This is a genomic window from Pseudomonas sp. C5pp, from assembly GCF_000814065.1.
Classification (GTDB): domain Bacteria; phylum Pseudomonadota; class Gammaproteobacteria; order Pseudomonadales; family Pseudomonadaceae; genus Aquipseudomonas; species Aquipseudomonas asiatica.
In genome coordinates this window covers 1-26,478 of sequence record NZ_JWLN01000036.1, presented here as the reverse complement: position 1 = coordinate 26,478, position 26,478 = coordinate 1, and the positions used below count along the sequence as shown (strand labels likewise).

Below are 26,478 nucleotides of genomic sequence, written 5' to 3'. Positions count from 1 at the left end.
CTTAGTTGCTACTGTTAATCGGGCGCCACAACTTACTGTTTTATTTCAAAAAACTGAAAACTGGCGCCAAGGATTGGTCATGCAGCAGCCTGCCGCCCAACGCCGTTTGCTCATCGTCGACCCCTGCGATGACTGCCATCGTTTGTTACCCGGATTGCGCAGCGCAGGCTGGGATGTGCACAGCTGCATGCTCGGCGCCGCGTTGGATCACCCTTGCGATGTGGGCCTGTTGCGCTTGCAGGCGTCGCACCTGAGGCGCCCGGACGGGGTCAAGGACTTGATCAAACGCAGCAACACCGAATGGATTGCCGTGCTCAGCGCCGAACAATTGCGCATGCCGGCCGTCGGCGATTTTGTTTGTGAATGGTTCTTTGACTTCCACACCTTGCCGTTCGACGTTTCCCGCGTTCAGGTCACGCTGGGCCGGGCCTTCGGTATGGCGCGCCTGCGCGGCAAAGGGATGGCGAGGGTGGATGAAACAAGCCACGAACTGCTCGGTGATAGCCGCCCGATCCGCGAACTGCGCAAGCTGCTGGGCAAGCTGGCGCCCACTGAATCGCCCGTGCTGATCTGTGGTGAAAGCGGCACCGGCAAGGAACTGGTGGCCCGCACCCTGCATCGCCAGTCGCAACGCAGCGAGCAACCGTTCATTGCCATCAACTGCGGGGCAATCCCCGAGCACCTGATCCAGTCGGAACTGTTCGGCCATGAAAAGGGCGCTTTCACGGGTGCTCATCAGCGCAAGGCCGGGCGCATCGAAGCGGCTAATGGTGGCACGCTGTTTCTCGACGAAATTGGCGATTTGCCGCTGGAGTTGCAGGCCAACCTGCTGCGCTTTCTGCAAGAAAAGCACATCGAGCGCGTGGGGGGCAGCCAGCCGATCCCGGTCGATGTCAGGGTGCTGGCGGCTACCCATGTGGACCTGGAAAGGGCCATCGAGCAAGGGCGCTTTCGCGAAGACCTGTATTACCGCCTGAACGTGTTGCAGGTAGTGACCGCACCATTGCGAGACCGGCATGGCGACCTGTCGATGCTGGCCAGTCATTTTGCCCATTTCTACAGCCTTGAAACCGGGCGTCGACCGCGCTCGTTCAGCGAGCATGCCCTGGCGGCCATGGGCCGGCATGACTGGCCGGGCAATGTCCGCGAGTTGGCCAACCGGGTAAGGCGCGGGCTGGTGCTCGCAGAAGGCCGGCAAATCGAGGCACAGGACCTTGGGTTGCAGCCCCTGGACCAGGTACAGCAACCGCTGGGCACGCTGGAAGAGTACAAGCACCAAGCCGAGCGCCAGGCGCTGTGCGATGTACTCAGCCGGCACAGTGACAACATGAGTGTGGCGGCCAAGGTGCTAGGTATATCGCGGCCGACTTTCTATCGGTTGCTGCACAAGCACCAGATTCGCTGAGCAGCAGCCCTCGGCTGTGCTCGAGCCTTTGGGAGCAGGCATGCCCGCGAAGCAGGCGCTGCGGTGGATGGCACCGGGCTACGCCGGTATTCGCGGGTAAACCCGCTCCCACAAGAGGCCGTGTTATTCGTCCAGGTCTGCCGCTGCATGCCGCTCCGGCACCTGGCTGGCCTCATCCCCCCAGGTCCGGTTCACCCGTGTGCCACGCTGCACCGCCGGGCGCAAGGCAATCTCCTCGGCCCAGCGCTGCACATGCTTGTACTCGTCCACCGCCAGGAACTCCGCCGCGCCATACAGGTTGCCGCGTACCAGCTGGCCATACCAAGGCCACACGGCAATGTCGGCGATGCTGTATTCCTCGCCGCCCAGGTAGCGGCTTTCGGCCAGGCGCCGGTCGAGCACATCCAGCTGACGCTTGGCTTCCATGGTGAAGCGGTTGATCGCGTACTCGAACTTTTCTGGCGCATACACATAGAAGTGGCCAAAGCCGCCGCCCAGGTATGGCGCCGCGCCCATTTGCCAGAACAGCCAGTTCAGGCTTTCGGTGCGTGCAGCTGGCGCTTTCGGCAGCAAGGCACCGAACTTTTCCGCCAGGTACAGCAGGATCGAACCCGACTCGAACACCCGCACCGGCGGCTCGACGCTGCGGTCGAGCAGGGCAGGGATCTTCGAGTTGGGGTTTACCTGGACAAAGCCGCTGGAGAATTGGTCGCCCTCGCCAATGCGGATCAACCAGGCATCGTACTCGGCCCCAAGATGGCCCAGGGCAAGCAGCTCTTCGAGGGCGATAGTGACCTTCACGCCATTGGGCGTGGCCAGGGAGTACAGCTGCAGCGGGTGCTTGCCCTGGGGCAGGTCCTTGTCGTGAGTCGGGCCGGCAACCGGGCGGTTGATGCTGGCGAACTGGCCACCGGACGCGGCGTCGTTGCGCCAGACCTTGGGTGGCACGTAGGCGGGCTTGCTCATGCGTGAATCTCCTTAAATGGCGCGAAACGGTCACGTAGAGACGTGGACCTGCATCTATGCCACGGGTTCGACGAAAAGCGCAAATGCATAGGGCGCGGGCGTGAAGTGCATGACTTCGGTTTCATTCAGGTTTCATCCTGTGCAGCCCAGGCCGGTTCTATGCTGGGCTATCTCTTCGCCCTGCAAGGAACCGCCGGCCGATGACTCTTTCTCGCTGCGTGCTGGCGCTGGCCCTGCTCGGTAGCCTTCTGGCCCATGCCGAGGCCGCACCCTGGGTTGTCGGCCTGCATCACATGACGTTGGCCGACCCGGTCGACGCCCGGCCCATGCAGGCGCTGGCGTTCTACCCGGCCATTGGCAAGACCCGCAGCAGCCGGATAGACGGCTACCCGGTCGACGTGAGTGAAGAGGCGCCGGTAGCATTGGGCCAGTTCCCATTGCTGGTGCTGTCCCACGGCAATACCGGCAGCCCGCTGGCCTTGCACTACCTGGCAACGTCGCTGGCGCGCCAGGGTTTTATCGTGGTGGCGGTGGTGCACCCCGGCGACAACGCCCGCGACCACAGCCGCCTGGGCACCCTGAGCAACCTGTACGGCCGGCCGCTGCAAGTGAGTGCCGCAATTACGGCCGCCCGCGATGATGCGTTGCTGGGGCCTTACCTGAACGGTGGCAAGGTTGGGGTGATCGGCTACTCGGCCGGTGGTGAAACTGCCTTGATCCTCTCAGGCGCGCGCCCGGACCTGGACCGCCTGCGCAAGTACTGCCTGGAGCGCCCTGACGACGCCGACGCCTGCAAGACCCACGGTGTACTGATTGCCGACCGCAGCGAGCTGGTGCCAGAGGCCGACCAGCGGGTGGGGGCCGTGATGCTCATGGCGCCGCTCAGCCTGCTGTTTGGGCGCCATGCCCTGGCCGGGGTGCAGGTGCCGGCGCTGATCTACAGTGGCGACAGCGACCAGCTGGTGGCGGTGGACCGCAATGCCGAAGCCCTGGCCCGCAAGTTGCCGGTCACACCGGACTATCGCCTGCTGGCCGGCGCCGGGCACTTCGTGTTCATGGCCCATTGCGATGCCGAGCAGTCCGTGCGGATGCCGGCGCTGTGCAACGACGCCGCAGGTGTGGATCGTCGGCACATCCACCATTCCCTGCAGCAGGAAGCCGCGGTGTTCTTCAGCCAGGCGTTGGGCGCGCCGGAGCCGGCCGAGCGTTCAGCCGCGAGTGGCGCGCCGCGCCAGCAACAGCGTTAGGCCGACACCGGCCAGGGCGAGCAGGGCGGCCACACAGAAGATCGAGGCATAGCCTAGATGTGCGGCCACTGCGCCCATCACCGGCCCGGCGATGGCCAGGGCCATGTCGAAGAACACGGCGTAGGCCCCCAGCCCTGCACCACGGCTGCTGCTGGGTACCTGCTTGATCGCTTCAACCCCCAGCGCCGGGTACACCAGCGATAGCCCGAAACCGGTAAGCCCGGCACCGATCAGCGCCCACGGCGGCGACGATGCCAGCCACAGCAGGCTCAGGCCGAGCACTTCGGTGGCCATGCACGCGACCGCCACGTTGTAGCCACCAAAGCGGTTGACCGCATTGACGAACAGCAGCCGGGAAATGATGAAACACACGCCAAAGGCACTCAGGCACCAGGCTGCGCCCACCCAGCCGCGCTCCAGGTAATACAGGGTGACGAAGGTGGTCAGGGTACCGTAGCCGATAGAGGCAAGGGTCAGGCCCAGACCGCACGGTGCGACCCGGCCGAAGGCCGACCAGAAGGGCAGGCGCTCGCCACGCACCACCACCACGTCCGGCCGCTTGCGCAGTACCAGCAGGGCAGATACCGCCAGCACCAGCAATGCCGGCCCCAGCACGCTGAAGTCCAGCCCGTCGACGGCCAGTACACCCAAGGGGGCACCAATGGCGATGGCGCCATAGGAGGCGATACCGTTCCACGAAATCACCCTGGCGGTGTGTTCGGGCCCGACCTGGCTGATGCCCCAGCTCAGCGTGGCCACGCCGATCAGCCCTTGGGCGATGCCCAGCAGCAGGCGCCCGCCGAGCAACAGCGCCAGGCTCAGCAGCGGTAGCGTCAGGGTCCAGGCCGAGAGCAGGGTCAACACCCCGCAGCCGGCAATCCCCAGCAAGCCGAAGCGAATGGCCTGCTTGCCCCCCAGGGTATCGGCCACGCGCCCGGCAAACGGGCGGCTGAGTAGCGTGGCCAGGTATTGCAGGCCAATGGTCAGCCCGGCGACCACCGCGCCAAACCCCAGCTGGTCGTGCACATGGCTGGGCAGCACGGCGATCGGCAGGCCGATGCAGAGGAAGGCGATGAAGGTGTAGAAAACGATCGACAGGATCTGCAGGGTGATTTGCAGCGTGTTACTGGCGGGGGCGGGTTGTTGCGCGGTCATGGGCTCGTTCGCGGGCGGGCGGTTGGGCGTGGCCCCATCATGGCCGTTGCGCGAAGGAAATGAAAGCAGGCTAACGAATTATTCGTCGGGCAGTGCCAGCTCGTGGGATCGGCGGTGAATTCTTCGCGGGCTCGCCCGCTCCCACAGTGACTGCACAGAATTCAAGGCCTGTGCAGTCCCTGTGGGAGCGGGCGTGCCCGCGAAGAGGCCGGCCCAGCCATACAAGATGGCCAGGCCGCCGCATCAATCAGACCAGCACACCCTGGCTACGCAGGTAATCGTCATTCGCGGGCTCGCCAGCTCCCACAGGATTTGCATAGGCCTCAAGTGCTACGCAGCCCCTGTGGGAGCGGGTTTACCCGCGAAGAGGCCGGCCCAGCCATACAAGATGGCCAGACCGCCCCATCAATCAGACCAGCACACCCTGGCTACGCAGGTAATCGTCGTAGGTACCGCTGAAGTCCACCACACCATCAGCCGACAGCTCGATGATGCGCGTGGCCAGCGAAGACACGAACTCACGGTCATGGCTGACGAACAGCAGGGTGCCCGGGTAGTTCTCCAGCGCCAGGTTCAGCGCCTCGATCGATTCCATGTCCAGGTGGTTGGTCGGCTCGTCCATCACCAGCACGTTCGGCTTCTGCAGGATCAGCTTGCCGAACAGCATGCGGCCTTGCTCACCACCGGAAATCACCTTCACCGACTTGAGGATCTCGTCGTTGGAGAACAGCATGCGCCCGAGGGTGCCGCGGATTACCTGCTCACCGGAAGTCCACTGGCCCATCCAGTCGAACAGGGTCATGTCGTCTTCGAAGTCGTGGGCGTGGTCCTGGGCGTAGTAGCCCACTTCGGCGCTGTCGGTCCACTTCACTTCACCCTTGTCCGGGGTCATTTCACCGACCAGGGTGCGCAGCAGGGTGGTCTTGCCGATACCGTTGGGGCCGATGATCGCCACGCGCTCGCCAGCCTCGATGGTAAAGCCCAGGTCCTTGAACAGCACCTTGTCGTCGAAGGCCTTGGCCATTTTTTCGACGGTAACAGCCTGGCGGTGCAGTTTCTTGGTCTGCTCGAAGCGGATGAACGGGCTCACCCGGCTCGACGGCTTGACCTCGGCCAGCTGGATCTTGTCGATCTGCTTGGCCCGCGAGGTGGCCTGCTTGGCCTTGGAGGCGTTGGCCGAGAAGCGGCTGACGAAGGTCTGCAGTTCGGCGATCTGGGCTTTCTTCTTGGCGTTGTCCGACAGCAGCTGCTCGCGGGCCTGGGTGGCAGCGGTCATGTATTCGTCGTAGTTGCCCGGGAACACGCGCAGCTCGCCGTAGTCCAGGTCGGCCATGTGGGTGCAGACACTGTTGAGGAAGTGCCGGTCGTGGGAAATGATCACCATGGTGCTGTTGCGCGCGGTGAGGATGTTTTCCAGCCAGCGGATGGTGTTGATGTCCAGGTGGTTGGTCGGCTCGTCGAGCAGCAGTACGTCCGGGTCCGAGAACAGCGCCTGGGCCAGCAGGACACGCAGCTTCCAGCCCGGAGCCACCTCGCTCATCGGGCCGAAGTGCTGTTCCAGCGGAATACCCAGGCCCAGCAGCAGTTCACCGGCGCGTGATTCGGCGGTGTAGCCGTCCATCTCGGCGAATTCGGTTTCCAGTTCGGCGACGGCCATGCCGTCTTCCTCGGTCATTTCCGGCAGCGAGTAGATACGATCGCGCTCGGCCTTGACCTTCCACAGTTGGCCGTGGCCCATGATCACCGTGTCGATCACGGTGAATTCCTCATAGGCGAACTGGTCCTGGCGCAGCTTGCCCAGGCGCGTGTTCGGCTCGAGCATGACCTGGCCGCCGGACGGCTCCAGGTCACCGCCGAGGATCTTCATGAAGGTCGACTTGCCGCAACCGTTGGCGCCGATCAGGCCGTAGCGGTTGCCGTTGTTGAATTTGACGGAAACGTTTTCGAACAGCGGCTTGGAGCCGAACTGCATGGTGATGTTGGCGGTGGAGATCAAAGGGCTTACCTATCAGTCACTTACAGTGCTGGATTTCAACCTGATACCGATTTGATACCAATCTTGAGTTTTTCCAGCTCGCTCCAGTCGGAGCTTGAGTTGAGCCAACGGGCATACGTCGACAGCAGCATTTGGACGCTGTGACCCAGCTGTTGGGCGATAAATGCGGGGTTGAGGCCGGACATTAAGCATATTGTCGCATAGGTGTGCCGGCAGTTATATGGGGGTCGACGCCGAATGCCCAGCTCATTCAGCACCGGCACCCACTGTTTGTGCAGATCGGAGGTCTGTTTCAGGTACTCGGCGCTCTTCGACTGCGGGAACAGGAACGGCGTTTCGGTCACCGCCCCCTTCCCATGCCTGCGGCGGTCCGCGCATTCCCTGGCGAACTGGATCGCGCGCAAGGCCCGGTCATTCTGCAGCGCGAAACGATCTCTTCCTGTTTTCGTCCTTTCCTCCACCCCGCCCCAGGTGCTGAGCCGCTTACCCGACTAGGAAGGCTACCCCAACCCCGTCGATTGGCCTGTGGCACCGATGTAATCCATCGAGATCAAGCCCGCCATTCCAGATCGGTGGCGGAAACCGCTTTTCGAGATGATGGCATATTGCTACATTGTGCGCCGCAATTTTCCTAAGGATAGAAGCCCGCATGAAACACCTGATTTTTATGTCAGCCATTGCTGTCAGCGCTGCTTTGAGTGGCTGCGTTGTTCAGAGCTCGTACAGCAAGACTATTGCAGTTACCAAGGATGCAGACGGCAAAATCCTTCAAACAGTTGAATCCGAAACTGTCGTACAGCCCGGACAGGGCTACCCCATGCGTCTTCAGCTGATCAGAGGCATACAGCCAAACTGATCAGCACATTGCACATAGCCCGCTTCGAGCGGGCTTTTTTTCGCCTAGATGGCCAGACTTACCGAACGCCAGCCAGGCAGGAACCTCTGCAGTCGTGGTGCTTGAGGATTGCTTGAGGACGCTGACCGAATGGCGGGTGACCTCGTAGCAGCGCTTGAGCGAAGTCGAATAGCAGGAATTGCATGCGAAGCCATCCACCGAAAAATCAGGAATAGCGGAGCATTCAGCAACCCAAGATAACCTGCGTCCTTGGACCCGTTGTACTAAAGCTGGCTCGGTGCCATGATTGGTTTACGTTTTTAAGGAGCATTTAAATGCGTCGAGGAGACCATCTCGTCAGCTTGCGGGCAGGTTACACGCATCATGGTATCTACATTGGATGTGGAGAGGTGCTCCACTATTCCGGCTTCGGAGACAGTGTTTCGGGACCTATTTGCAGAGTCAGCTTGGATCGGTTTAGCGGCGGAAAGCCCACAACTGTTTTGTCCCATCCTGCCGCTGTTTACGATGCCGAAGAGCGAATTGCCCGGGGATACTCACGCTTGGGTGAGAACTCCTATAACCTTGTCACCAACAATTGCGAGCATTTTGTGAGTTGGTGCATTTACGGAGTTTCGACCTGCCAGCAGATTAGAAACGTGCTCCGCGCCGCTGGTATTCCTGGAACCACTATCGTTCCAAGCATAGCCGCTGTCATTTCTGCTGCCTCACAATCAGATGAGTCGGTTCAGACGGCGGCCAAGGTCGCGGCGAAGGAAGCAATGAGTAGTGCTGCAATCATCGGCGCAGCGACTATCGTTGGCGGGCCTATTGGTCTAGCGGGGGCTGCGGCCATTCTGGCGGCAAAGAAGGTTCTCCTCAAATAACAAGGCAGGTGAGTCGCTGATCCAACACGCTCTGAATGCCACAGGCTGAAGGCCTTTTAGTCGAGTTGGATGCACAAAATATCATTAATTGAGCGCGATAGAATGCCTAAAGATACACCTTCCATGGCAAAAAATAAGATGCGGCGATGCTTCGTTGCAATCTTGGATCCGCATCCATCCCGTGCCGAGGTCACTGCATTGTGGGACTACTTTCAATCATCCTGCGCATACTGCGGAGTGTTATTGGATCGTCTTTCTCGGAATGGGCATATGGATCATATCCTATCTTCCGCAATGGGAGGCTCGAACGACATTCACAACCACTTGCTTGCATGCGCAGTATGTAATGGGGATGAAAAAAGAGATGAAGAGTGGAGCAGCTTTCTCGCTAGGAAAGTAGCGGACAGCGAGCTCGCAGCTGATCGTCACGCACGCATTTCAGCTTGGATCGAACGAGCTGAAATTGGAAATGGCCTTGACCCCTCAGTTAGGTCTCAAGCCGAGACCATCATTGCTGAAGCGCTGAACGATTTTGATGCGGCGGTGCAAAAGCTAAGGGCGCTGCGTCAAGCTACTGATGAGTGAAAGTCGATTCCAAAACAGAGGAGCTTTTCTAGCTCCTGCCAGTCGTTGGACGAGTCAATCCAGCGCGCATAAGTCGATAAGAGCATCTGCACGCCATACCCGAGCTGATGGGCGATAAATGCGGGAACACGCCGTTGGAGCGCGCAGGCCATTCCATCGTCATGGATGCTCCAAGCGTTGGCCTCATCGGGGAGGCGTCATTGTTTGAAAGGGGGTGATATTCTCCCCCCGCTTACCAAACAGGGAGATTGGTAATGGATTTTTTGCGAAGGTTCAGGGCGCTTGGCTTACGAATAAAGCCGAGTGGATCTCCAACGGCAGCGTTCGTATGGCTTGCGATTTGGATAGCGATCCTGCGATACGGGGACCCATCCGCGTCATTTATCATGTATTCGGTGCCTTTCGGCATTGCTCTGATCGCGCTGGGGCCGCTGGAGCTGCTGCCAGAAAAGTGGCCCAGGCTCAATTTTCTGGCGAATGCCCTGGCCAGCGGTTTCTTCTTTGTCAGCATCATGTTCGCTGGCGTGGCACTGTCTTATGAAATGCCATTGGAGAGTGGCGGAAGAACAACGTTCTGCCTTGGCTTCTGGGCTTTACAGCTGTTTATTTTGCACAAGGCTCAGCCCTGGATAAAGCAGTCACCTTTTCGTCGACTTGGCGAGTATCGCATGGCGTACTCCCCTCCGGAGGCCAGCCAAAGAGCCGAGCGGGATTGACGTTTGTGCTGGGGGAATGAGCAGTCGCCCGAAAGTGGTGATCGGCCCGTGGTATCTGTCCAAGCTGTTCAAACGGGTTCCGTACAGGTCGATTTCTGATACCAAAGCGCGCGGAAGGGATTTGCCTCCATTCACTGAAGCGGGTTCATCAGCTCGGCACCTTGGTTACGCACATTCCCCACGGCGATACCCACCCGGTACCAGTCGAAGGCTTCGGCCGGCTCACCCAGGTTGAGCACCAGTTGTTCTGCGCGCTCGCTCGGCATTGCTGCCGCGATCCACTCGTACGCCAGTTCTGGCGACAACACGACAGGCCGGCGGTCGTGAACGTCGACCATTCCGCCCTGAGCGTCGGCGGTGATGATGACGAACCCGTCGCGCTCTGTGCCGGTGAATTGGCCGATCGAGGCGCAAAGGGCAGGGCGCCCATCCTGGCGGCGGATGTAGTACGGCTGCTTCTTCGGCCCACCTTCATCAACCCATTCGTACCAGCCGTCGATTGGGGTGATGGCCCGGTGTGGCCAGATCTCCCGGAAGAATGGGCCATGCGCCACCTTCTCGACGCGGGCGTTGATCGGCGCAGCGCGATCGGTCGCCCAGTGCGGGCGCCATCCCCACTTCACCAGGTCCGCTCGTGGGCCTGCATCATCCATCCGCAGTACTGCCACCGGCGTGGTCGGCGCGATGTTGTACCGGCCAAGCGGCTGGTCGCCGACGTTGTTCCGCCAGGCCTCTGGCAGGCTCAGGGTTTCAACGAAGTCATGTATGCCACGGTACTGGCTGAGCCTTCCGCACATACGCCCTCCTACCGAAACCTGAAGGATAGCCGTTGGCTGGTAGTAGTGCCGGCAGTCATACGGGGACGGCCAGGCACCCCGCTTGCCACGATGCACGACCAACGGATTTCAGCACCTGCCCGCAACGGGGTCAGCCTGCCGTTGCGGGCGATGGCTGCAGGCTGCCTGCCTGCTCGGGAACCCTGACGAACACGCTGTATCTGCCACCTTCCATTTCTTCGAAGGCAATCAGTTTTTTCACCAGCGCACCGTTCAGTACCTTGCCGGCATTCAATAGCAGCATGCCGTTGTCGGCGTTGAGGTTGCGCGCCAGTATCATGCCATCCGCCAGTTCGTGCGTGCTCAATACCTTGATCGCCGGGTCGGTCAAGGTAATGTCGCGCATATACTCGGCACAGACGTTGACGAAGTCTTCCACCAAGTCTGGGTCATACAGCTTTCCAGCATACTTGCGTATGTAGAGCAGTGCCTCATCGCTATTGAGCTGGCGATCCAGAACCAGTCCGCGCTGCAATTCGATGAAATCCACGGCCATTTTCAACCAGCGGGCGCCCAGTGGAATTGCCACTCCCTTCAGGTGATCCGGAAAACCGCTGCCATCCCAGCGCTCCTGGTGGTGAAGTATGAGTTGTGCGGCTTCTTTTATTGGCTCCAGGGTCATGACCAGCGCTTCGCTCTGTTTCGGGTACGACCGGTACAGTTCGCGCTCTTGTGGAGGTATGAGATCGGCGGGGCAGGTGAGCATGTTGTCGGTCCAGCTCATCTTGCCGATGTTGTAGAGGGCTGCAGCCATGGTCAGGTTGCGACAGGTACCTTCGTCCAGTCCATGGCTGGTGCAATACACCCGTATCAATTCTATGACTTGCCGGTTGGTCTGCTTGGCCTTGGGCAGACGCATGTTGCCCAACTGCGAAAAGAACTCGGTGGTGGTCACGTAACTGCGCTTGAGTTCTTCATAGGCAAGGTCAAGCATGTCGGCAGTTTGCTGCAACTCGGCGGTGCGCGCCGCTACACGCTGTTCAAGGCTTTCGTTAAGCGCCTTGAGTTGCGTGATCTGAACCTGAGTCAGCTGTTCAAGGCGCTTTCGCTCGCTTTCCGAATGTTGGTGGGCCAATGCCTGGCGCAAGGTGACCAACAGCTCTTCATCATTCCAGGGTTTGCTGATGTAACGATAGATGTGCCCATCATTGATGGCTTTCGCGATGGTGTCCGTGTCAGCGTAACCCGTAAGCAGAATGCGCAACGTGTCGGGAAAACGCTCATGTACGTGGGCCAACAGTGTTGCCCCGTCCATGTTTGGCATGCGCGCATCACTCATCACCAGATTGATCGGGCGTTGTTGGAGCAGTTGCAGGGCGTCGGCACCGCTTTCGGCAAGGAGGAGTTCGTAGGGTTGGTTGCGAAGTAGACGACGAAGGCTGCTGAGAATCGAGGGCTCGTCGTCAACCAGAAGTATCACCGGCTTGTCTGCTGCGCCATCGGTAACGGGTAGCTCCATGGGTCCCTCCCTGCCGGTCTCGGCCAGACTACTCCTTGGCCACAGCCTAGATGATATTTGCCCCCGCCGTTAGCTTTTGTCTGTTGGCCTCACTATGCTCGGAGGCAGGTGCATCTCGCCAGGGAGGGTTGTGCTGTGCCGATTTGTCTGCAGGTTCGCATCGTTGCCTCGATGCTTGTCGTTTTACCGGCATGGGTGCTGGCCCAGAGCATCGGTGGGCCGCTCACGCCATTGCCGGCGGTGCCTGAGCTTGACCCTGCCCGGGTGGAACTGGGGCGCAAACTGTTCAATGACTCGCGTGTGTCCCTCGATAGCAGCCAGTCCTGTGCCGATTGCCATCGCCTGGATCGTGGTGGCGCGGACGGGCAGGCGCGTTCGCCTGGTGCAGATGGCAAACCCTTGCCAGTTCACACACCCAGCGTCTTCAACGCCAGCCTGAACTTCCTGCAGTTCTGGGATGGGCGCGCGCAATCGTTTGACGGCCTGGTGCACCTGGCAACCGGTAATACGGACGGCAAAGAAGATGGCTGGGCTACCGTGGTCCAACGAATTGCTGACGATCCGGCTTACCAGACGGGGTTCGCCGAAGCCTATGGCAAACCAGTGACCGCCATCGATGTCAAAGATGCCCTGGTTACGTACCAGCGTACCCTGCTGACACCCGATTCACGCTTCGATCGCTATCTGAAAGGAGATACCAGCAGCCTCAGCCTGGAAGAGAAGCATGGCTATCAGCGCTTCCAGGAGTACGGTTGTATAGCCTGCCACCAGGGTGTGAATATCGGCGGCAACATGCTGCAGAAGTTCGGTGTTTTCGATGATTATTTCACCAACCGTGGCAGTGTTACCGTGGCAGATCAGGGGCGCTACAACGTGACAGGTGATCCGGACGATCTCCACCTGTTCAAAGTTCCAAGCCTGCGAAACGTGGAGGTGACTGCCCCTTACTTTCATGACGGTTCGGCGCCCACCTTGGAAGCAGCCGTCGATGCCATGTTTCATTATCAGTTGGGACGTACGCCGAGCGACGATGATAAAGCGCTGATCATCAAGTTTCTCCAGACCCTCACCGGCCAATGGGAGGGTAAACCGTTATGAGGTTGAACGCTCGGCGCAGTCTGCTGCTGTTGGCTGCGTGCTCCATGTCGCTGGCTTCCGTGCTGGTCTACCTGTACTGGATGTCCAGGTCCGATGAGAGTGGCAACTACGCCCAGGCGCGCGATCTGATTCGCCAGATCAAGCAGTACGATGCGCAGTGGGAGGGGGCAGTGCTCAAGGCGCGCACCACCACCAATTACAACTACGACCCGCTGGTGCTGCCGTTGATCGAAATGAAGCGCCTATGGCGGGAGTTCGGCACGCTGGAAGGGCGTCATCAAAAAACAGAAATGCTCGCTTGGCAGAAGGCTTTTCGCGATTACCAACAGGCCTTTGACGACAAGGTCCTGCTGGTCTCGCGGTTCAAGACGCACAATGCGATCCTGCGAAATTCCCTGGCTTTTCTCCCGGCTGCGGCCGATGTAATACAGGTGCACCTTCGTCAATTGGTCGATGCCGATACACTGCGTCTGCGCAGAATCACCAGCGATACCTACGACTTGATGTTGAGCAGCCTTGAGTTTGCCCATACCACAACAGATGAAAAAGCTGCCGACATCCTTGTCGGACTGAACAATCTTTCGGTCAACAAGGAGCGCTTGCCTGTCAATTTTCAGATGCCCATCGATACCATCAGCAAACACATAGCGTTGATTCTTCGTGAGCAACCCAAGGTCGATCAATTACTTGAAGCGATCGAGGCGGTTCCGATCGCCGAGAGTCTGGACGCCATTGCGCTGATGCTGGACCGCGACGAGCAAGCAGCAGCGCTGACGGCTCAGCGATACCATTTCTACCTGTTGGTGTTTTCCACCCTGCTGGTATTGCTATTGCTGTACATGGGGATGTGGCTGACGCGTAGCTACGCCGAAATAAACCGGGTAAACCGAGCGCTGGTGAGTGCCAACGACGAACTGGAACAGCGGGTCGAACGGCGTACCCAGTCACTTACCCAAGCCAGCGCAGCACTGCAGCGCGAGGTGGATGAACGCCGGTTGCTCGAGAACCAATTGGTCCAGTCCGAAAAGCTCGCCTCGCTCGGTCAACTGGCAGCCGGCGTAGCCCATGAAGTCAACAATCCGATTGGTTTTGTCTCTTCCAACCTCGGTGCACTGGACGACTATTTCGGCCGTTTGCAGGACATGCTGAAGGCATATGCTGACGCGGAAAATACCCTGCTTCCGAACGCGCTCGGCGCGGAGCTGGCGAAGTTGCGCACGGAAATCGAGCTGGATTACTTGCTGGAGGATATTCCGGCGCTGATCCGCGAATCCAAGGACGGTATCAGCCGCGTTGCGCGGATCGTCAAGGACCTCAAGGACTTTTCGCGAGTAGAGAGCAGCCATGACTGGCAAGTGGCAGACCTGCAACAAGGCATAGAGTCAACGCTGAACATTGTTGCCAGCGAACTCAGGCACAAGGCGGACCTTGTCAAGGATTACAGCCCATTGCCGCCGGTCGAATGCCTGCCTTCACAGATCAATCAGGTAATCATGAATCTGCTGGTCAATGCCACCCAGGCGATGGGGGCCGAGCGTGGCAGAATTACCCTGCGAACCGGTGCCAGTGACAAGTGGGTATGGATCGAAGTCGCAGACAATGGTTGTGGCATTCCTGGCGAAAGCCTGCAAAAGATCTTCGATCCGTTCTACACGACGAAGCCCATCGGCCAGGGCACCGGGCTGGGATTGTCACTTTCGTACGGAATCATCAAGCGTCATGGTGGCGAGATCCGCGTAGACAGCGAGGTGGGCGTCGGTACGACATTCAGGGTCGAACTGCCCATCCATCAGGCCCGGTCGGCCTGAGAGCACCAGGGAAGTGGAATGCAAATTGCTGCGACCCTGGGGCATCGATCATGCGGAGTACGCAGAAATGACTCAGAATGACCGCTACTACATGATCTTCGTTGTGGTTGCTGTGCTGGTCCTGGATCTGGCAGCGACATTTGTGTTTCTCAAGGCCATCGCCTGACCCCCATTTGTGGGCCTGGTTGTACCCGAAATCGGGGTCATCTGCAGAGTGACTACCCGGTTTGGGACAAGTTTTGTCCGCCCCTGTCTGGTTCACGACCGCACGGCACCGCAGGCCCTGAGTCGACCGCCAGCAACGCCCCCACCCAAGTCGGTGAAGCGGTCGGTGGAAAGGGAAAAGTTCCGGCAATGGAACGATCGTCACAGTTTGTCAAACTCTGACTCACCCTGATCGGTCCGGTCCTGTCAAAACCTGTGATACCTTCCGCGACTTGTTTTGCTCAGGGATATAACGTCGATGGAATTGACGAGCATCTTTGCACCACAGAACCGCCGACTGATCAAATTCACCACCCCCATCCGAGATGAGCAGGCGTTGTTGCTGGAGCAATTCAGCGGCAATGAGGGGTTATCCACGCTGTTCAGCTTCGAGCTATCGTTGATCAGCCAGGATGCCAGGCTCGAACTCAAATCATTGATCGGCCAACCTGCCCGCCTGGACATCGAACTGGCCGACGGCGGCGTACGCCATATACATGGTCATATCACCCGGTTCAACCTGCTGGGCAGCGACGGTGGCCTGGCGAGTTACAGCGCGACACTGAGCCCCTGGCTGTGGATGCTGACGCGACGCATTGATTCGCGGATCTTTCAAGAGCAGACCATTGAAACGGTCATCCGCACAGTTTTCGATCATTACGGCGGGCTGGGCACATTCGAGTTTCGCCTGCTGAAACCTCTCAAATCCCACAGCTACATAACCCAGTATCGCGAAACCGACCTGGATTTCGTGTTGCGCCTGCTGGAGCAGGACGGCCTGTTCTTCTACTTCGATCACGGCACGGACGGCCACAGCCTGATCATCACGGATGAATCCCAGGCTCTGCATGCGTTGCCCGAACAACCGCAAATCCGCTACCACAGCGCCTTTGTCACCGAGACCAGTGACTCGATCACCCAATGGCGCAGCCACCGGGTATTGCAATCGGGCAAGATGGCCATCCAGACGTTCGATTACAAGCAGCCAAGAAACCCGTTGCCCATCCACATGGGCAGCCTCAATGAACAGGGCGATGTCGCACCCTACGAGGTGTACGATTTTCTCGGTGCCTACAGTCATCGCCTGCCTGACGAGGGCGAGGCGCTGGTCCGTCGCCACCTGGAGGTCATTGAAGCCCAGGCCAAGACCTTCAGCGGCAGCAGCAACTGCCGGGCCATGCGTGCGGGCTACACCTTCGAACTGACCCAGCACTTCGACCATGAGGACGGTGCGGCAGAAGCTCGCCAGTTCCTGCTGGTGTCGGTCGAGCACCGGGGGCGCAACAACTACTTTTCGGACGAGCCCGCAGGTTACGACAATCAGTTTGTCTGCATTCGCCAGAGCATCCCTTACCGCCACCCGATCACCGTGCCTCGCCCCACCATCAATGGGCCGCTCAGTGCGATCGTGGTCGGGCCGGAGGGCGAAGAAGTCTTTACTGACGAACTGGCGCGGATCCAGGTCCGGTTCCACTGGCAGCGCGGCGACAGCCTGCCGCAGGGTACCACCTGGGTGCGGGTGGCGATGCCCAGCGCTGGCAATGGCTTCGGTCATCAGTTCTTGCCGCGTATCGGTCAGGAAGTGCTGGTGACCTTCCTGGCCGGCGATATCGACCGCCCCGTGGTCACCTCGGTGCTGTACAACGCCGAGCAGATCCCGCCGCGCTTCAGCAAAGCTTCAGGCCTGCCAGGCAACCGCGCACTTTCCGGCATCCAGACCCAGGAGCACAAGGGCCGCGGTTTCAACGAGCTGTTGTTCGACGACACACCGGGCGCCTTGCGTGCCCGCGTCGGCACCACGCACCAGGCCACAGCGCTCAATCTGGGCAAACTCACCGAGCCACGTACCGACGGCCAGGCCGAGGCCCGTGGCAACGGTGCCGAATTGCGCACCGACGCGGCGATTGCCCTGCGCGCCGCCCAAGGCCTGTTGCTGACCACCTATGCCCGCCAGGACGCCATGGGGGCGCAGTTGGACCGTGAAGAGCTGCTCAAGCTGCTGGCCGAGTGTGGGGAGCTGTTCAAGAGCCTTGGGCAAACCGCCGCCGCGCGAGGCGGGTCAGCGGTGGACAGCGAGGGCATCGATGCCTTGAGCCAGGCCCTGAAACAGTGGCCAGCGCCCGACAGCGACAGCCCGGGCGAACCCGTGATGGCCGTTGCGGCCGAGGCGGGTATTGCCAGTGCCACACCGCGCTCGCAAATCCACTATGCCGGTGCAAACCACGACACCACCGCCCAGGACCATCTGCAGTTGACCAGCGGCGCCGCCATGCGCCTGCAAGCCGGCAAGGGCATCAGTGCCTTCGCCCAGGATGAGGGCATCAGTGCCATTGCCAACCGCGGCAAAGTGCTGGTCCAGGCCCAGGAAGACGACATCATCCTCAACGCCCAGAAGAACCTGCACCTGTCGGCCGCCGAAGGCGAGGTGGTCATCACCGCGCCAACCATCCGCCTGGTGGCTGATGATGGCAGCTATATCAAGATCGGCGGCGGTGTTGATATCGGCAGCCAAGGCAAGGTGATCGTCCATGCCAGCGAGCATGACTGGGTCGGCCCCAACACCGACAGCGCGCAGATACCGGCCTTCACCCGCGACCCGGCGGCGCAACGCCTGGCCTTCCACTACCCGGGGCACGCCGACGACAGCGTGCGAATGGCGGTTGACCACGCCTACCAGATCAAACTCGAAGACGGTAGCACCGTGCAAGGCGTGACCGATGCCAGTGGGCTCACCGAACACGTCGAGCGCGAAGCGATGCACCAGGCACAAGTGGCTGCCTTGCGCAGCACCGGCAGCAAAGGAGGCAGCCAATGAGTGGCGATCAATATGCGGTGGCTGAAAGCGTCACCCGGCTGGTACCCAACTTCAGTACCGAACGCAAAATGGAGGTGCCCGCCGACCTGCCAGGGGTGGTGATCTTCTTGCACGGCGTGAATGACCCGGGGGCTTCATACGAGTCGGTGGAGACGGGGTTGTGCCAGGGGGTGAATGAGCGTCTGGATCGGCCTGATCTGAAGGCGGGGCGGTATGGGGCTGCCTACAGTGCTGCGAAAAAACGCCCAGTTGAAGAGCTCAGTGAAGATGACATTGCAAAGCTGGACGACCCCGACACGTACCTCTATCGGCGAGACACGGCAGACCCCAAAACCCGCAGCCTGATGATCCCGTTTTATTGGGGCTATCGCGCTGAGCCCGGCGAGATAAAGCGCGATGAAAATAACGACCCGACCAAACTGCGTGACCAATACCAGGACGTATTCGGAAACCGTCTGGACCGGCACTTCGCCAAAGGCGGCGGGTTCTTCGCCAATGCCACCAACAACCTGCTGGAGATGTACGGCCCAGGCTTTGCCAAGGCTATCCGGCATCTTGCACAAGTCATGCTATCCAACACCCAATACATGGGAAAAGGGCCACACCGGCGTTACTTTGTGTTCGCAGCAACGCGTTTGGCCATGCTGGTCAGTGAGATCCGCCGAGTATCGCCTGATGAAACCATCACCATCATGGGCCACAGTCAAGGCACCTTGATTACCCTGCTTGCTCAAGCCATGTTGATCGACAAGGGCCAACGCTGTGCCGACACCGTCATCATGGTGGACACGCCTTACAGTGTACTGCCCAAGGCCACACCCAAAGGCCATGACACACTCGCGACATTGATCAACATCGCCACCGCAGTCACCCAGGCACCCCATGCCCAGCCGCCACTGTCTGCGCTCAGGGACAGCAAGACCTACGGCGGTCGCACGGGCCCCAGGTGGTCACCCACGCAGGGCTCGCGCGCGGACAAGGTCGGCAACCTGACCGTTTTCCCCGAGCGGGACAACCGCGGCAAGGTTTACCTGTACTTCTGCCCGGACGACACCACTGTGGCCCTGGACGACGTTCATGGCATCGGTACCTATGGGGTACCCAATACCTTGCCTGACGGCAAACCGGCGATGGCGGCGTTGCAGTCCTTGCGGTTTTACCAGCGCCTGTGGACCAAGCGTCATCGCGACGGTGAGCCGGTACTGGTCGGCGACGCCCTACAGCAAACGGTGCTGCGTGCCAAAGGGGAACCCCGCTACCCTGGCGGGTGGTCAGCTGCCGCCGTGGCCTCGCGAGCGCCAATAGCCAAAGGTGAGGAACTCCTGATCAATGCCGAACCTTTAAGCCCACCCCATGCTCCACAGCTGTTTGGTGGCGAGGCAGTAACTGGCACACCCACCCAGGCAGGCCTGGACAGCCCCGATGACGTGAGTATCCGCTCCGCGCTGGGCAATCCGAAAGCCAGTTTCAAATGGTTCAAGGTGCGTACCAGCCCTCACCGCGTGAACTCGGATGAAGAACGGGCCCGGTGGAACACCGGCAAAGAGCCCGGTGATCAAACTTCAGCCATAAACCAAGTAGCCGTGCGTCAAGGCTCAGAGGTGAAAGAGTATGTCATTTACCGTGAAGAAACGCCTAATGAAATCCAGGCCCGGATGCCCGTAGATCCGAAAGAATGGGAACCTAACAGCTACCACTCGGCCGTTCTGCGCAGTCCGGAGAACCAACGTTGGGTAACGGCGATGGACATTGCTATTGGCCAGGCGCACAGCCTCGATGACCCGGCTATGCGGGAGGTGTTGCTTGCGATTGCGGATTGGAAGATGAATGAAGCGGCATTTACGGAAATCATTAAATTGCCGGGTTGGGCGAGACTGAGTGAGGAGGCTCAAGCATTAGTAACTGCCAGTTCTCGGTATTATGAAGAAGGCCTATTCCCATCCTCTGGTCTGGTATCGCTTACTCCGCCTTCCCTGGTAAGCACTCCACCCGAACAAGGTGTTGGCCGATGAACGACCATTCGCCCTCCGCTCAGACACGGCCCAACCTTAAACCTTATATGTGGATCGCTGGAGTACTGATTGTGCTCTGGCTCGGTTTCATCTGGATTGTCCAACTCAAAGCACAGGAGACCGGAATGGTAATTCGCGACATGAAACCCGTCTTGGCCTGGGGCGTTGCTGCGATTGTCAGCCCGCTACTGCTGATTTTCGGCATTCATTGGTGGGGCAACGCCATGGCCAATGAAAAAACAGAAATGGTTGCGTATAAAAACCAGGTAAACGCCAGAAACGCCGAACGGCAAGCCACCCAGGCTCGGACCTACGCCTTGGAAATTCGAGGTGTGGGGCTTGGCATTTACCAAGATGGTCAGTCCAAAATCTGGCAGTTCATCAAAAAGAAGAACGACAATTTCGCTTCGATTTACTCGCAGGACCCGAAAGACTACGACCCGTCATTAGACACAAGGCGGAGCTCCAGAGACATTAAAGTCCGAATTGCATTCAAGAACTCGGCAGGTGAAGCAGTAGCGTACTGGCCAATCCCGGTGTTTGCGCTGGGACCTCCCGCCCCCTACGACAGCGCCTATAGCGCAGCGGGCCTGATCAATTCAGGCCGTAACGCTGCGACCTTGGGCGTTACCCAGTTTCTGTGGCAAGACGATGAAAGCACGACGCATGCTCAAGGCATGATCGAGCGACTGTTCACGTTTTTTGACGATAACCCCAAGGTGCCACAGGCCCTGATCGCGAGCCGAGACGGTGATGTGACGCGAGACGGCTATCGCAAACCCGGCACACCGGGATTGCAAAATGGCCATGTGGTCCCGACCATCTACGAAAGTATGACGGGGCTCCTAGTCACGCGCTCGGACCGAGTGGACCGCTATATTCGCCCCTTCGTCACCCGTGACACCGAGGACAATCAAGACAAAAAAACTGACTTTGGCAAGTTGTGGGCGTTTTATTGGGATCGGAGCAAGGCATTTTCAGATTGGTATGTAGCCGCCGAGCATGCCAAAGGCACAAAAGTGCTATTACCGCCTAGCACCATGTCCACCGCCTACTGGCAATCGCAACTGCCCACTTTGTGGAAAACCATCAGCAACCGCGGCCCAGGCCATTTCGAACCGTCCCCCTGGCTGCCCGTGCGTTGGGCCGAACACCAGCTTAAAGAGTTCGACGCAGCGCCAGTGCTGGGCTACCTACACCGTCCGATCAAGGTCTCGATGCAGGACGAACACGGCAAGCGCCTCAAACCCGCGTTGCAGGCCAAAGCCTTGCAGGCGGGTTGGCTCAAGGCCCTCGACACCCTGCCCGATGGGCAAAAACCGGTGCGCGTGTTCTACGACACCACTGACAACGCTGAAGCAGAAATCGCCCTGACCAACGCCTTGCACAGCCTCAATACCGATGGCCAAGGCCTGGATGTGGGCAATGTCGACGAGGGCTATGACATCGGTCGACGCCTGGGTAATACCGGCGTCAGCAGCGCGCTGGTGGAAATCAACCTAGCCACCATCGCCAGCTACCACGACGGCGGTGCCAGTGCCGTGGTGTACGCCGGCAGCGACGGTAGCCTCACCGTGCAGATGATCAGCCCGCCGGATGAGGCACGCAAAGCGAAGAACCAGCAGAACCGCGGCGCTGACCCCTTCAAGTATGGCTTGCCAAGTGCCGGACGATCCAAGTCATGAGCCATCCCATCTGCCTGGGCGACCCCACCAGCAGTGGGGGCAGCGTGCTGTCATGCCAACTGGCTGGCACCCACACCGTCAACGGCAAAACGCCAGCGGTACTGGGCGACAAGGCCAGTTGTCCGCTTCACCTAGGGGTTTTTGCTTTTATCGAAGGGCATCCAAGCCGACGCATGAACGGTAAGCCTGTGGTGCTGCAAGGCCATCGGCTGGCATGCGGGTGTCATGGTGTGGCCAATAATGCGCTGAATGTGAGCGTCGTGTAGTCACGAGCTTCGGCCCCCCTCAAACCGCAAACCTCATCAGCTGATCGCCAGAGTGCTAATGGTGATGGCTTATGCCCCGAGTCAAATCACATCCATAAAGGACTTTTCATGCGTAAATTTCTCCGTTTGCCAGTCTCGAAAGTAACCCGTATTACGCTTTTTTCGCTCATTGCACTGACCTTTGGCACGACAGTAACGGCGGCTGATTACTCCTGTGACGGATTTGTCGGTAGCTTCGCCAATCGTCCCGATAATGAAGCAGCCTTGAAAATCGTTAAAGATGGCAACGGCTTTGCAATGTTTTTCCAAGGTGACTCACCTGACGACTGGGAGCGCGTGCCGCTGAAGGTTGGCGTACCCGAAGATGTACAGAAAGAGATGCTCGCGGATGGAAAAAAAATGATACCGCTAACGTGCGCATTATCAGCTGACGAGGTTTTACTCTGGCAGTTTCCGACCGGTAGCCCAGACAATCCTTCTGAGAGCAAAAGCCGCAACCGTTCCAAGTACCCGCAAAAGACCCCTTATATTATGGTCGTCAACGGGGGAGTTGCCGCTGGGGAAACTGGACTATACCGAGTTAGAAAAGAGGATTAAGCCCGCCTAGGGTAAGCGTCCGCCCAACTCACCTTGCGTAAGTTAGGCAGGCATCCACTGATGCGGCAACAGTTGCCCGATCTCACTGGCCAGCTGTGTTGGCAACTACGTCAGCACATCTTTGAGATAGGCATACGGATCATGCCCATTCATACGCGGCGACTGGATCAAGCTCATGATTGCAGCCGCCCGTTTACCACTGCGCAGCGACCCGGCAAACAGCCAGTTCGAGCGCCCGAGTGCCCATGGCCGTATCTGGTTTTCGACCTGATTGTTGTCGATGGGTACAGCTCCATCGTCTGGGTAGCGCGTCGGCGCTACCCAGCGTTTCAGGCTGTAATCGAGGGCTTTGGTCGTGGCTGATCCGTTGGGCACCAAGTCGCGCTGGGCCAACATCCAGTCATGCATTTTTTTGAGGATCGGTACCGCCAGTTCCTGACGTATTCGCCAACGATCTTCATCATTCATGTCCCGCGTTTGGCGTTCGATCTCGTACAAACCGCTGATCGAGTGCAGCGCCTGTTCGGCCGACTGGATTTTGTTCGCCACGTGCAAATCGAAAAACTTGCGACGAGCGTGGGCCATGCAGCCGATTTGAACTTCGCCACCATCACGTGGGCCAACAAGCCTGCGGTCGGGATGCATTTGTCGATAACCTGCGCCGGCACCGGCGCCTGCATCAGTGTCTCGCACTGACGGCTGCCCATTTGCCACGTACATGTTGCTCGACGGTAAACACGCCCGGTGTGTAATCCAGCTTCTCGCTGACGTCTGCGCCGATGCGTTGAAGTTGGCAGCCACAAGCGCACTGAGTGTTTTCTGGTTCGTGACGGATCGGCAAATGCGTCCGTGTCCATGGTAAGCATCTCTTAGCTTGGATGAAAAAGTTGGCTGGATAATATCCAGTAAAATCAATGAGTTGCGTTCAGTTAATTGTTAGTCTCATTCAGATAGCAGTCCAGTGGCGTACCTCTGCCTGAACATCCCACCTTGGTGCGGTCCAACGAAAGCAAGGCCTGGTTTCACCTGGCCGGAGGTACGCACATGAAACGCAAGGCTGTATGGGTCGTAGTGTTGTCAGGGTTGCTGCTGCTCGGTGGTTGCTGGCCATATTGGCACCACGGTGGGCATCACGGCGGCGGCCATCACCGGCATTTCAACGACGGCTACCATGGTGGTCAGGACTACCGCCGCTATTGATGCCTTCCGCTTGCGGCCACGCCTGTGCGAACACACTGCAAGGCAGCGCATGCTCGCCCAGGCTGGCTTGCCTGCAACTTGCCCGCTGATCCATGAACGAAGTTTAACTTCGCGGGTAAAGCCCGCCTTGGAGCCGATATAGCAAACAAGCATATTGCCCGGCTAAAATTGAGCAGTAACATGGTCAAACTAAAACAAAAAAGGGGCATGCAGTTCGGCAACACTTCCCAAGTTACTCGATGGGGTGGCAGGAGCGTGTCGCGTGAAAAGTTCAAGATCGGTAGCAGGTGCAATACTGATGTCCACCTTCACCACACTGTTCATGACAGGCTGTGCGCATGACCCCGATGTGCGTCAAGGCCATGGGTATGCAGCCGGGGCCACGGAAAGAAGTACGCCGGCGTACCTGGGGTGCGTCAAAAGCGAGCTCCAAGGGAATGTGAAAACCTACCAGGTCGATGGCGACAACTCGGTCAGGCTGTTTGTCGATAGCACCGACCCCGACACGGCGGGTGGCCTGGTCGAGGTGCGGGGCACGGGAGCCCAGCGCCAGTTCGCGGCCTATCAACGTGATGCCTGGTACGACCATGGCAGGCTGCTGGACGCCGCGCTGATGTGTTCGAAAGCATGATCATCTGACCCTTGATGCAAAAGGCCCGCCCTCGAGAGCGGGCTTTTTGCATTTGCCACCCCCAGCCGCAATAATCCGCTCATTTGAACGGAGAACACCAAGTTGGAAACAAGAAGCGTTGTTGCTGAGATGTTCATTGGGATGCCCACGCATTTCTGGGTTTTGCCCGTTGCCGGCCTGATCGCCTGGTTCGGCCTGAAATGGGCCGAACAGTCCGATAGCCACGCCAGCATGCTGCGGGCCGTGACCTACCTGCTGCTCATCGCGTTGGCGGTGTTGCCCAACGGTTTTTATGCGCTGTTTCCCCCTTCGCCCGACATGCCCGAGCTGTTGTTGAATCGTGAGCCGCTGCCCAACTACGAAGGGCGCTTCTACCTGGATGCGTTCTACGTGTTCAGTGGGTGGGCACTGAGCAAGGTGGCCAAGCTCAAGTTCAACTAGAGCAAATACTGAACAAGCCGCTCGATGAGTGGTACATGCCGGTATCTCGTCTCGGGGCGGCTCGGTTTCCAAGTCGTTCATCGCGATTTTCTCATCTCCATTGCCGGCGAGTTTACATGCCCATGTTCAATTGGATGGGTCGGCAGTGGAGTGTCATCCAATCGCATCTATCAAAATGGGTAAGTTACTCTCCATTCGTATTAATCCAAACAAGATTCTACTTTCGATCAAGAAATCAATTGCGACTGGCGTTCTCGTCAAAGTTGGGAGGGCTCGCAAGTTATTTGTAAAAAACCGGCTGGCGTTTTATGAGCAGCGTGCTATTTCTGGAGATATGAGCGCGACCGCTCAGTCGTGCTGTAGACAAAAGGACTGTCAGGTATGTCGATTCAGGCCAAGGTATCTCCCCTCGCTCAAAGTGTTACTTCTGCCGCCCCCATCGCAATCCCCGACAACGGAATCCTGACTCTTACCCAGAGCAGCAACATTGTTCTGGACATTGCTCCGGAAGGTGTGTCGGGCTACACGAAGAGCGGTGCCGATCTGATCGTACAGCTGAAGACTGGCGAAAGCCTGCGCATTGCCAACTTCTATGTCGAGGGGCAGCCTGCAAGCCAGTTGTACCTGGTAGACCGGGACAAGCTGCTGGCCGTCGACTTGCCGCCGGTCGCTGCCGATGGGCCGCTGGTGGCAGGTTATGTACCCCAAGAAACGCCGGCCGGGTTCGAGTCGCTCACTGGCGCCGACAGCACCATTGGCGGGCTCAGCCCCGGTGCTGCACTTCTGGCTGGCGCTGCGATCATTGGTGGCGGCGTCGCGATCGCCAACAGCAATGGCGGTGGTGGCGGTGGTGGTGGCGGTGACAGCAGTGTGCCGCCCGATACCTCGGCCCCGGCGCCGGCCAGCGGGTTGCAAATTGCCCCGGATGGCAGCAGCATCAGCGGCACGGCCGAGCCGGGCGCCACCGTGGGTATCGACAGCAATGGCGATGGAGAAACCGACGTCAGCGTGGTCGTCGGCCCCGACGGCAAATTCCAGATTCCGCTGAATCCGCCACTGACCAACGGCGAAACGGTTTCCGTGGTGGTGACCGATCCGTCCGGCAATAGCAGCCCGCCCGCTACCGTGCAGGCCCCTGACTTCCCTGATGCGCCGCACATCAACCCGAGCAACGGCTCCAGCCTCAGCGGTACCGCCGAGCCGGGCAGCACCGTGCTGCTCACCGACGGCAACGGCAACCCCATCGGCCAGACTACCGCCGACGGCAACGGCAACTGGTCGTACACACCCGATAGCCCACTGCCCGATGGCACGGTGGTCAAAGCGGTGGTCGTGGATGCCGCCGGTAACAGCGGCCCGCCCGCCAGCACCATTATTGATGGTGTGGCGCCAGCGGCACCCGTGATCAATCCGAGCAACGGTACCGAGCTTAGCGGTACCGCCGAGCCGAACAGCGCCGTGACCATCACCGATGGCAGCGGTAACCCGATCGGCCAGGTGACTGCCGATGGCAACGGCAACTGGAGCTACACCCCGGCGACACCGCTGCCAGACGGTACCGTGGTCAACGCCACCGCGACCGATGCGGCCGGTAATACCAGCGGGCAGGGCAGCACCACCGTGGATAGCGTGGC

At 59.3% G+C, this 26,478-nt stretch carries 23 protein-coding genes and 2 pseudogenes; 17 read left to right on the top strand and 8 right to left on the bottom strand.

The genetic code is table 11. From position 1 onward, the window contains the following. The first annotated feature begins 79 nt into the window (after positions 1 to 79). On the top strand, positions 80 to 1,405 hold the full coding sequence (locus RR51_RS23725; RefSeq protein ID WP_039614867.1) for a sigma-54 dependent transcriptional regulator: 1,326 nt from the start codon (positions 80 to 82) through the stop codon (positions 1,403 to 1,405). A 123-nt stretch (positions 1,406 to 1,528) separates the two neighbouring features. Here the strand turns inward: RR51_RS23725 and yghU are convergent, their stop codons facing one another. Continuing rightward, positions 1,529 to 2,371 carry a glutathione-dependent disulfide-bond oxidoreductase gene (gene yghU / locus RR51_RS23720; RefSeq protein WP_013972508.1) on the bottom strand — a complete coding sequence of 281 codons (843 nt, stop codon included), beginning with the start codon at positions 2,369 to 2,371 and terminating at the stop codon, positions 1,529 to 1,531. A 200-nt stretch (positions 2,372 to 2,571) separates the two neighbouring features. On the opposite strand from yghU, the gene RR51_RS23715 reads away from it, so the two are divergent. Further along, positions 2,572 to 3,618, top strand: a complete 1,047-nt coding sequence (locus RR51_RS23715; protein ID WP_039614866.1) for an alpha/beta hydrolase family protein — start codon at positions 2,572 to 2,574, stop codon at positions 3,616 to 3,618. Here the strand turns inward: RR51_RS23715 and RR51_RS23710 are convergent. The 3 genes and pseudogenes from RR51_RS23710 to RR51_RS23700 form a co-directional block, all read right to left on the bottom strand. Further along, positions 3,580 to 4,773, bottom strand: a complete 1,194-nt coding sequence (locus RR51_RS23710; RefSeq protein WP_039614865.1) for an MFS transporter — start codon at positions 4,771 to 4,773, stop codon at positions 3,580 to 3,582. The genes RR51_RS23715 and RR51_RS23710 overlap by 39 nt on opposite strands. 409 nt (positions 4,774 to 5,182) lie before the next feature. After that, complete coding sequence (locus tag RR51_RS23705; protein ID WP_013972511.1) at positions 5,183 to 6,769, bottom strand: ABC-F family ATPase; 1,587 nt, start codon at positions 6,767 to 6,769, stop codon at positions 5,183 to 5,185. Between the two features lie 35 nt (positions 6,770 to 6,804). Next, positions 6,805 to 7,236: pseudogene (locus tag RR51_RS23700) on the bottom strand (tyrosine-type recombinase/integrase); the annotation flags it as partial. Between the two features lie 182 nt (positions 7,237 to 7,418). Between RR51_RS23700 and RR51_RS23695 the strand changes: the two are divergent. The 4 genes from RR51_RS23695 (at position 7,419) to RR51_RS23685 (ending at position 9,792) form a co-directional block, all read left to right on the top strand. Continuing rightward, on the top strand, positions 7,419 to 7,625 hold the full coding sequence (locus RR51_RS23695; protein ID WP_052261098.1) for a hypothetical protein: 207 nt from the start codon (positions 7,419 to 7,421) through the stop codon (positions 7,623 to 7,625). A gap of 314 nt (positions 7,626 to 7,939) precedes the next feature. Next, complete coding sequence (locus RR51_RS23690; RefSeq protein WP_052261097.1) at positions 7,940 to 8,491, top strand: lecithin retinol acyltransferase family protein; 552 nt, start codon at positions 7,940 to 7,942, stop codon at positions 8,489 to 8,491. Positions 8,492 to 8,614: 123 nt separating this feature from the next. Then, a complete protein-coding gene (locus RR51_RS30860; protein ID WP_161795760.1) occupies positions 8,615 to 9,076 on the top strand; it encodes an HNH endonuclease signature motif containing protein in 462 nt (153 codons plus the stop codon). A gap of 386 nt (positions 9,077 to 9,462) precedes the next feature. Beyond that, positions 9,463 to 9,792, top strand: a complete 330-nt coding sequence (locus RR51_RS23685) for a hypothetical protein (protein ID WP_232881747.1) — start codon at positions 9,463 to 9,465, stop codon at positions 9,790 to 9,792. A 131-nt stretch (positions 9,793 to 9,923) separates the two neighbouring features. Here the strand turns inward: RR51_RS23685 and RR51_RS23680 are convergent, their stop codons facing one another. Together RR51_RS23680 and RR51_RS23675 are read right to left on the bottom strand one after the other, a co-directional pair. Continuing rightward, positions 9,924 to 10,589, bottom strand: coding sequence for an SOS response-associated peptidase (locus RR51_RS23680; RefSeq protein ID WP_039614864.1), 666 nt, complete (start codon positions 10,587 to 10,589; stop codon positions 9,924 to 9,926). Positions 10,590 to 10,719: 130 nt separating this feature from the next. Further along, complete coding sequence (locus tag RR51_RS23675; protein WP_039614863.1) at positions 10,720 to 12,087, bottom strand: HD domain-containing phosphohydrolase; 1,368 nt, start codon at positions 12,085 to 12,087, stop codon at positions 10,720 to 10,722. Positions 12,088 to 12,258: 171 nt separating this feature from the next. Here RR51_RS23675 and RR51_RS23670 point away from each other — a divergent pair, with 171 nt between their 5' ends. The 7 genes from RR51_RS23670 (at position 12,259) to RR51_RS23645 (ending at position 22,572) form a co-directional block, all read left to right on the top strand. After that, positions 12,259 to 13,185, top strand: a complete 927-nt coding sequence (locus RR51_RS23670) for a cytochrome-c peroxidase (RefSeq protein ID WP_236693301.1) — start codon at positions 12,259 to 12,261, stop codon at positions 13,183 to 13,185. Next, positions 13,182 to 14,993 carry a DAHL domain-containing protein gene (locus RR51_RS23665; protein WP_039614862.1) on the top strand — a complete coding sequence of 604 codons (1,812 nt, stop codon included), beginning with the start codon at positions 13,182 to 13,184 and terminating at the stop codon, positions 14,991 to 14,993. Before RR51_RS23670 ends, RR51_RS23665 begins: the two co-directional genes overlap by 4 nt. 463 nt (positions 14,994 to 15,456) lie before the next feature. Continuing rightward, positions 15,457 to 18,012: a type VI secretion system Vgr family protein gene (locus tag RR51_RS23660; RefSeq protein ID WP_152619931.1), complete on the top strand. Its 2,556-nt coding sequence runs from the start codon at positions 15,457 to 15,459 to the stop codon at positions 18,010 to 18,012. Further along, positions 18,009 to 20,024 carry a T6SS effector phospholipase Tle3 domain-containing protein gene (locus RR51_RS23655; protein WP_039614860.1) on the top strand — a complete coding sequence of 672 codons (2,016 nt, stop codon included), beginning with the start codon at positions 18,009 to 18,011 and terminating at the stop codon, positions 20,022 to 20,024. Before RR51_RS23660 ends, RR51_RS23655 begins: the two co-directional genes overlap by 4 nt. Further along, complete coding sequence (locus RR51_RS23650) at positions 20,021 to 21,709, top strand: type VI lipase adapter Tla3 domain-containing protein (RefSeq protein WP_082044752.1); 1,689 nt, start codon at positions 20,021 to 20,023, stop codon at positions 21,707 to 21,709. Before RR51_RS23655 ends, RR51_RS23650 begins: the two co-directional genes overlap by 4 nt. Then, positions 21,706 to 21,975 carry a PAAR domain-containing protein gene (locus RR51_RS29660; RefSeq protein WP_082044751.1) on the top strand — a complete coding sequence of 90 codons (270 nt, stop codon included), beginning with the start codon at positions 21,706 to 21,708 and terminating at the stop codon, positions 21,973 to 21,975. The genes RR51_RS23650 and RR51_RS29660 overlap by 4 nt, the downstream gene beginning before the upstream one ends. A 108-nt stretch (positions 21,976 to 22,083) precedes the next feature. Then, positions 22,084 to 22,572: a hypothetical protein gene (locus RR51_RS23645; protein WP_039614858.1), complete on the top strand. Its 489-nt coding sequence runs from the start codon at positions 22,084 to 22,086 to the stop codon at positions 22,570 to 22,572. Between the two features lie 108 nt (positions 22,573 to 22,680). On the opposite strand, the pseudogene tnpC reads toward RR51_RS23645, so the two are convergent. Then, positions 22,681 to 23,292 (bottom strand): annotated as a pseudogene (tnpC, locus tag RR51_RS23640) (IS66 family transposase); the annotation flags it as partial. Beyond that, a complete protein-coding gene (locus RR51_RS31640) occupies positions 23,252 to 23,413 on the bottom strand; it encodes an IS66 family transposase zinc-finger binding domain-containing protein (protein WP_236693300.1) in 162 nt (53 codons plus the stop codon). The gene RR51_RS31640 and the pseudogene tnpC, both read right to left, overlap by 41 nt. Before the next feature lie 203 nt (positions 23,414 to 23,616). On the opposite strand from RR51_RS31640, the gene RR51_RS31090 reads away from it, so the two are divergent. The 4 genes from RR51_RS31090 to RR51_RS23625 all read left to right on the top strand — a co-directional run. Then, entirely contained in the window at positions 23,617 to 23,772 is a 156-nt protein-coding gene (locus RR51_RS31090) for a hypothetical protein (RefSeq protein ID WP_161795759.1), read from the top strand. Positions 23,773 to 24,070: 298 nt separating this feature from the next. After that, positions 24,071 to 24,403, top strand: coding sequence for a hypothetical protein (locus tag RR51_RS23635; protein ID WP_052261094.1), 333 nt, complete (start codon positions 24,071 to 24,073; stop codon positions 24,401 to 24,403). Positions 24,404 to 24,532: 129 nt separating this feature from the next. Next, positions 24,533 to 24,844, top strand: coding sequence for a hypothetical protein (locus RR51_RS23630; protein WP_039614856.1), 312 nt, complete (start codon positions 24,533 to 24,535; stop codon positions 24,842 to 24,844). Between the two features lie 381 nt (positions 24,845 to 25,225). Next, positions 25,226 to 26,478, top strand: a 1,253-nt coding sequence (locus RR51_RS23625) for an Ig-like domain-containing protein (RefSeq protein ID WP_039614855.1), incomplete at its 3' end; no start/stop codon positions are given.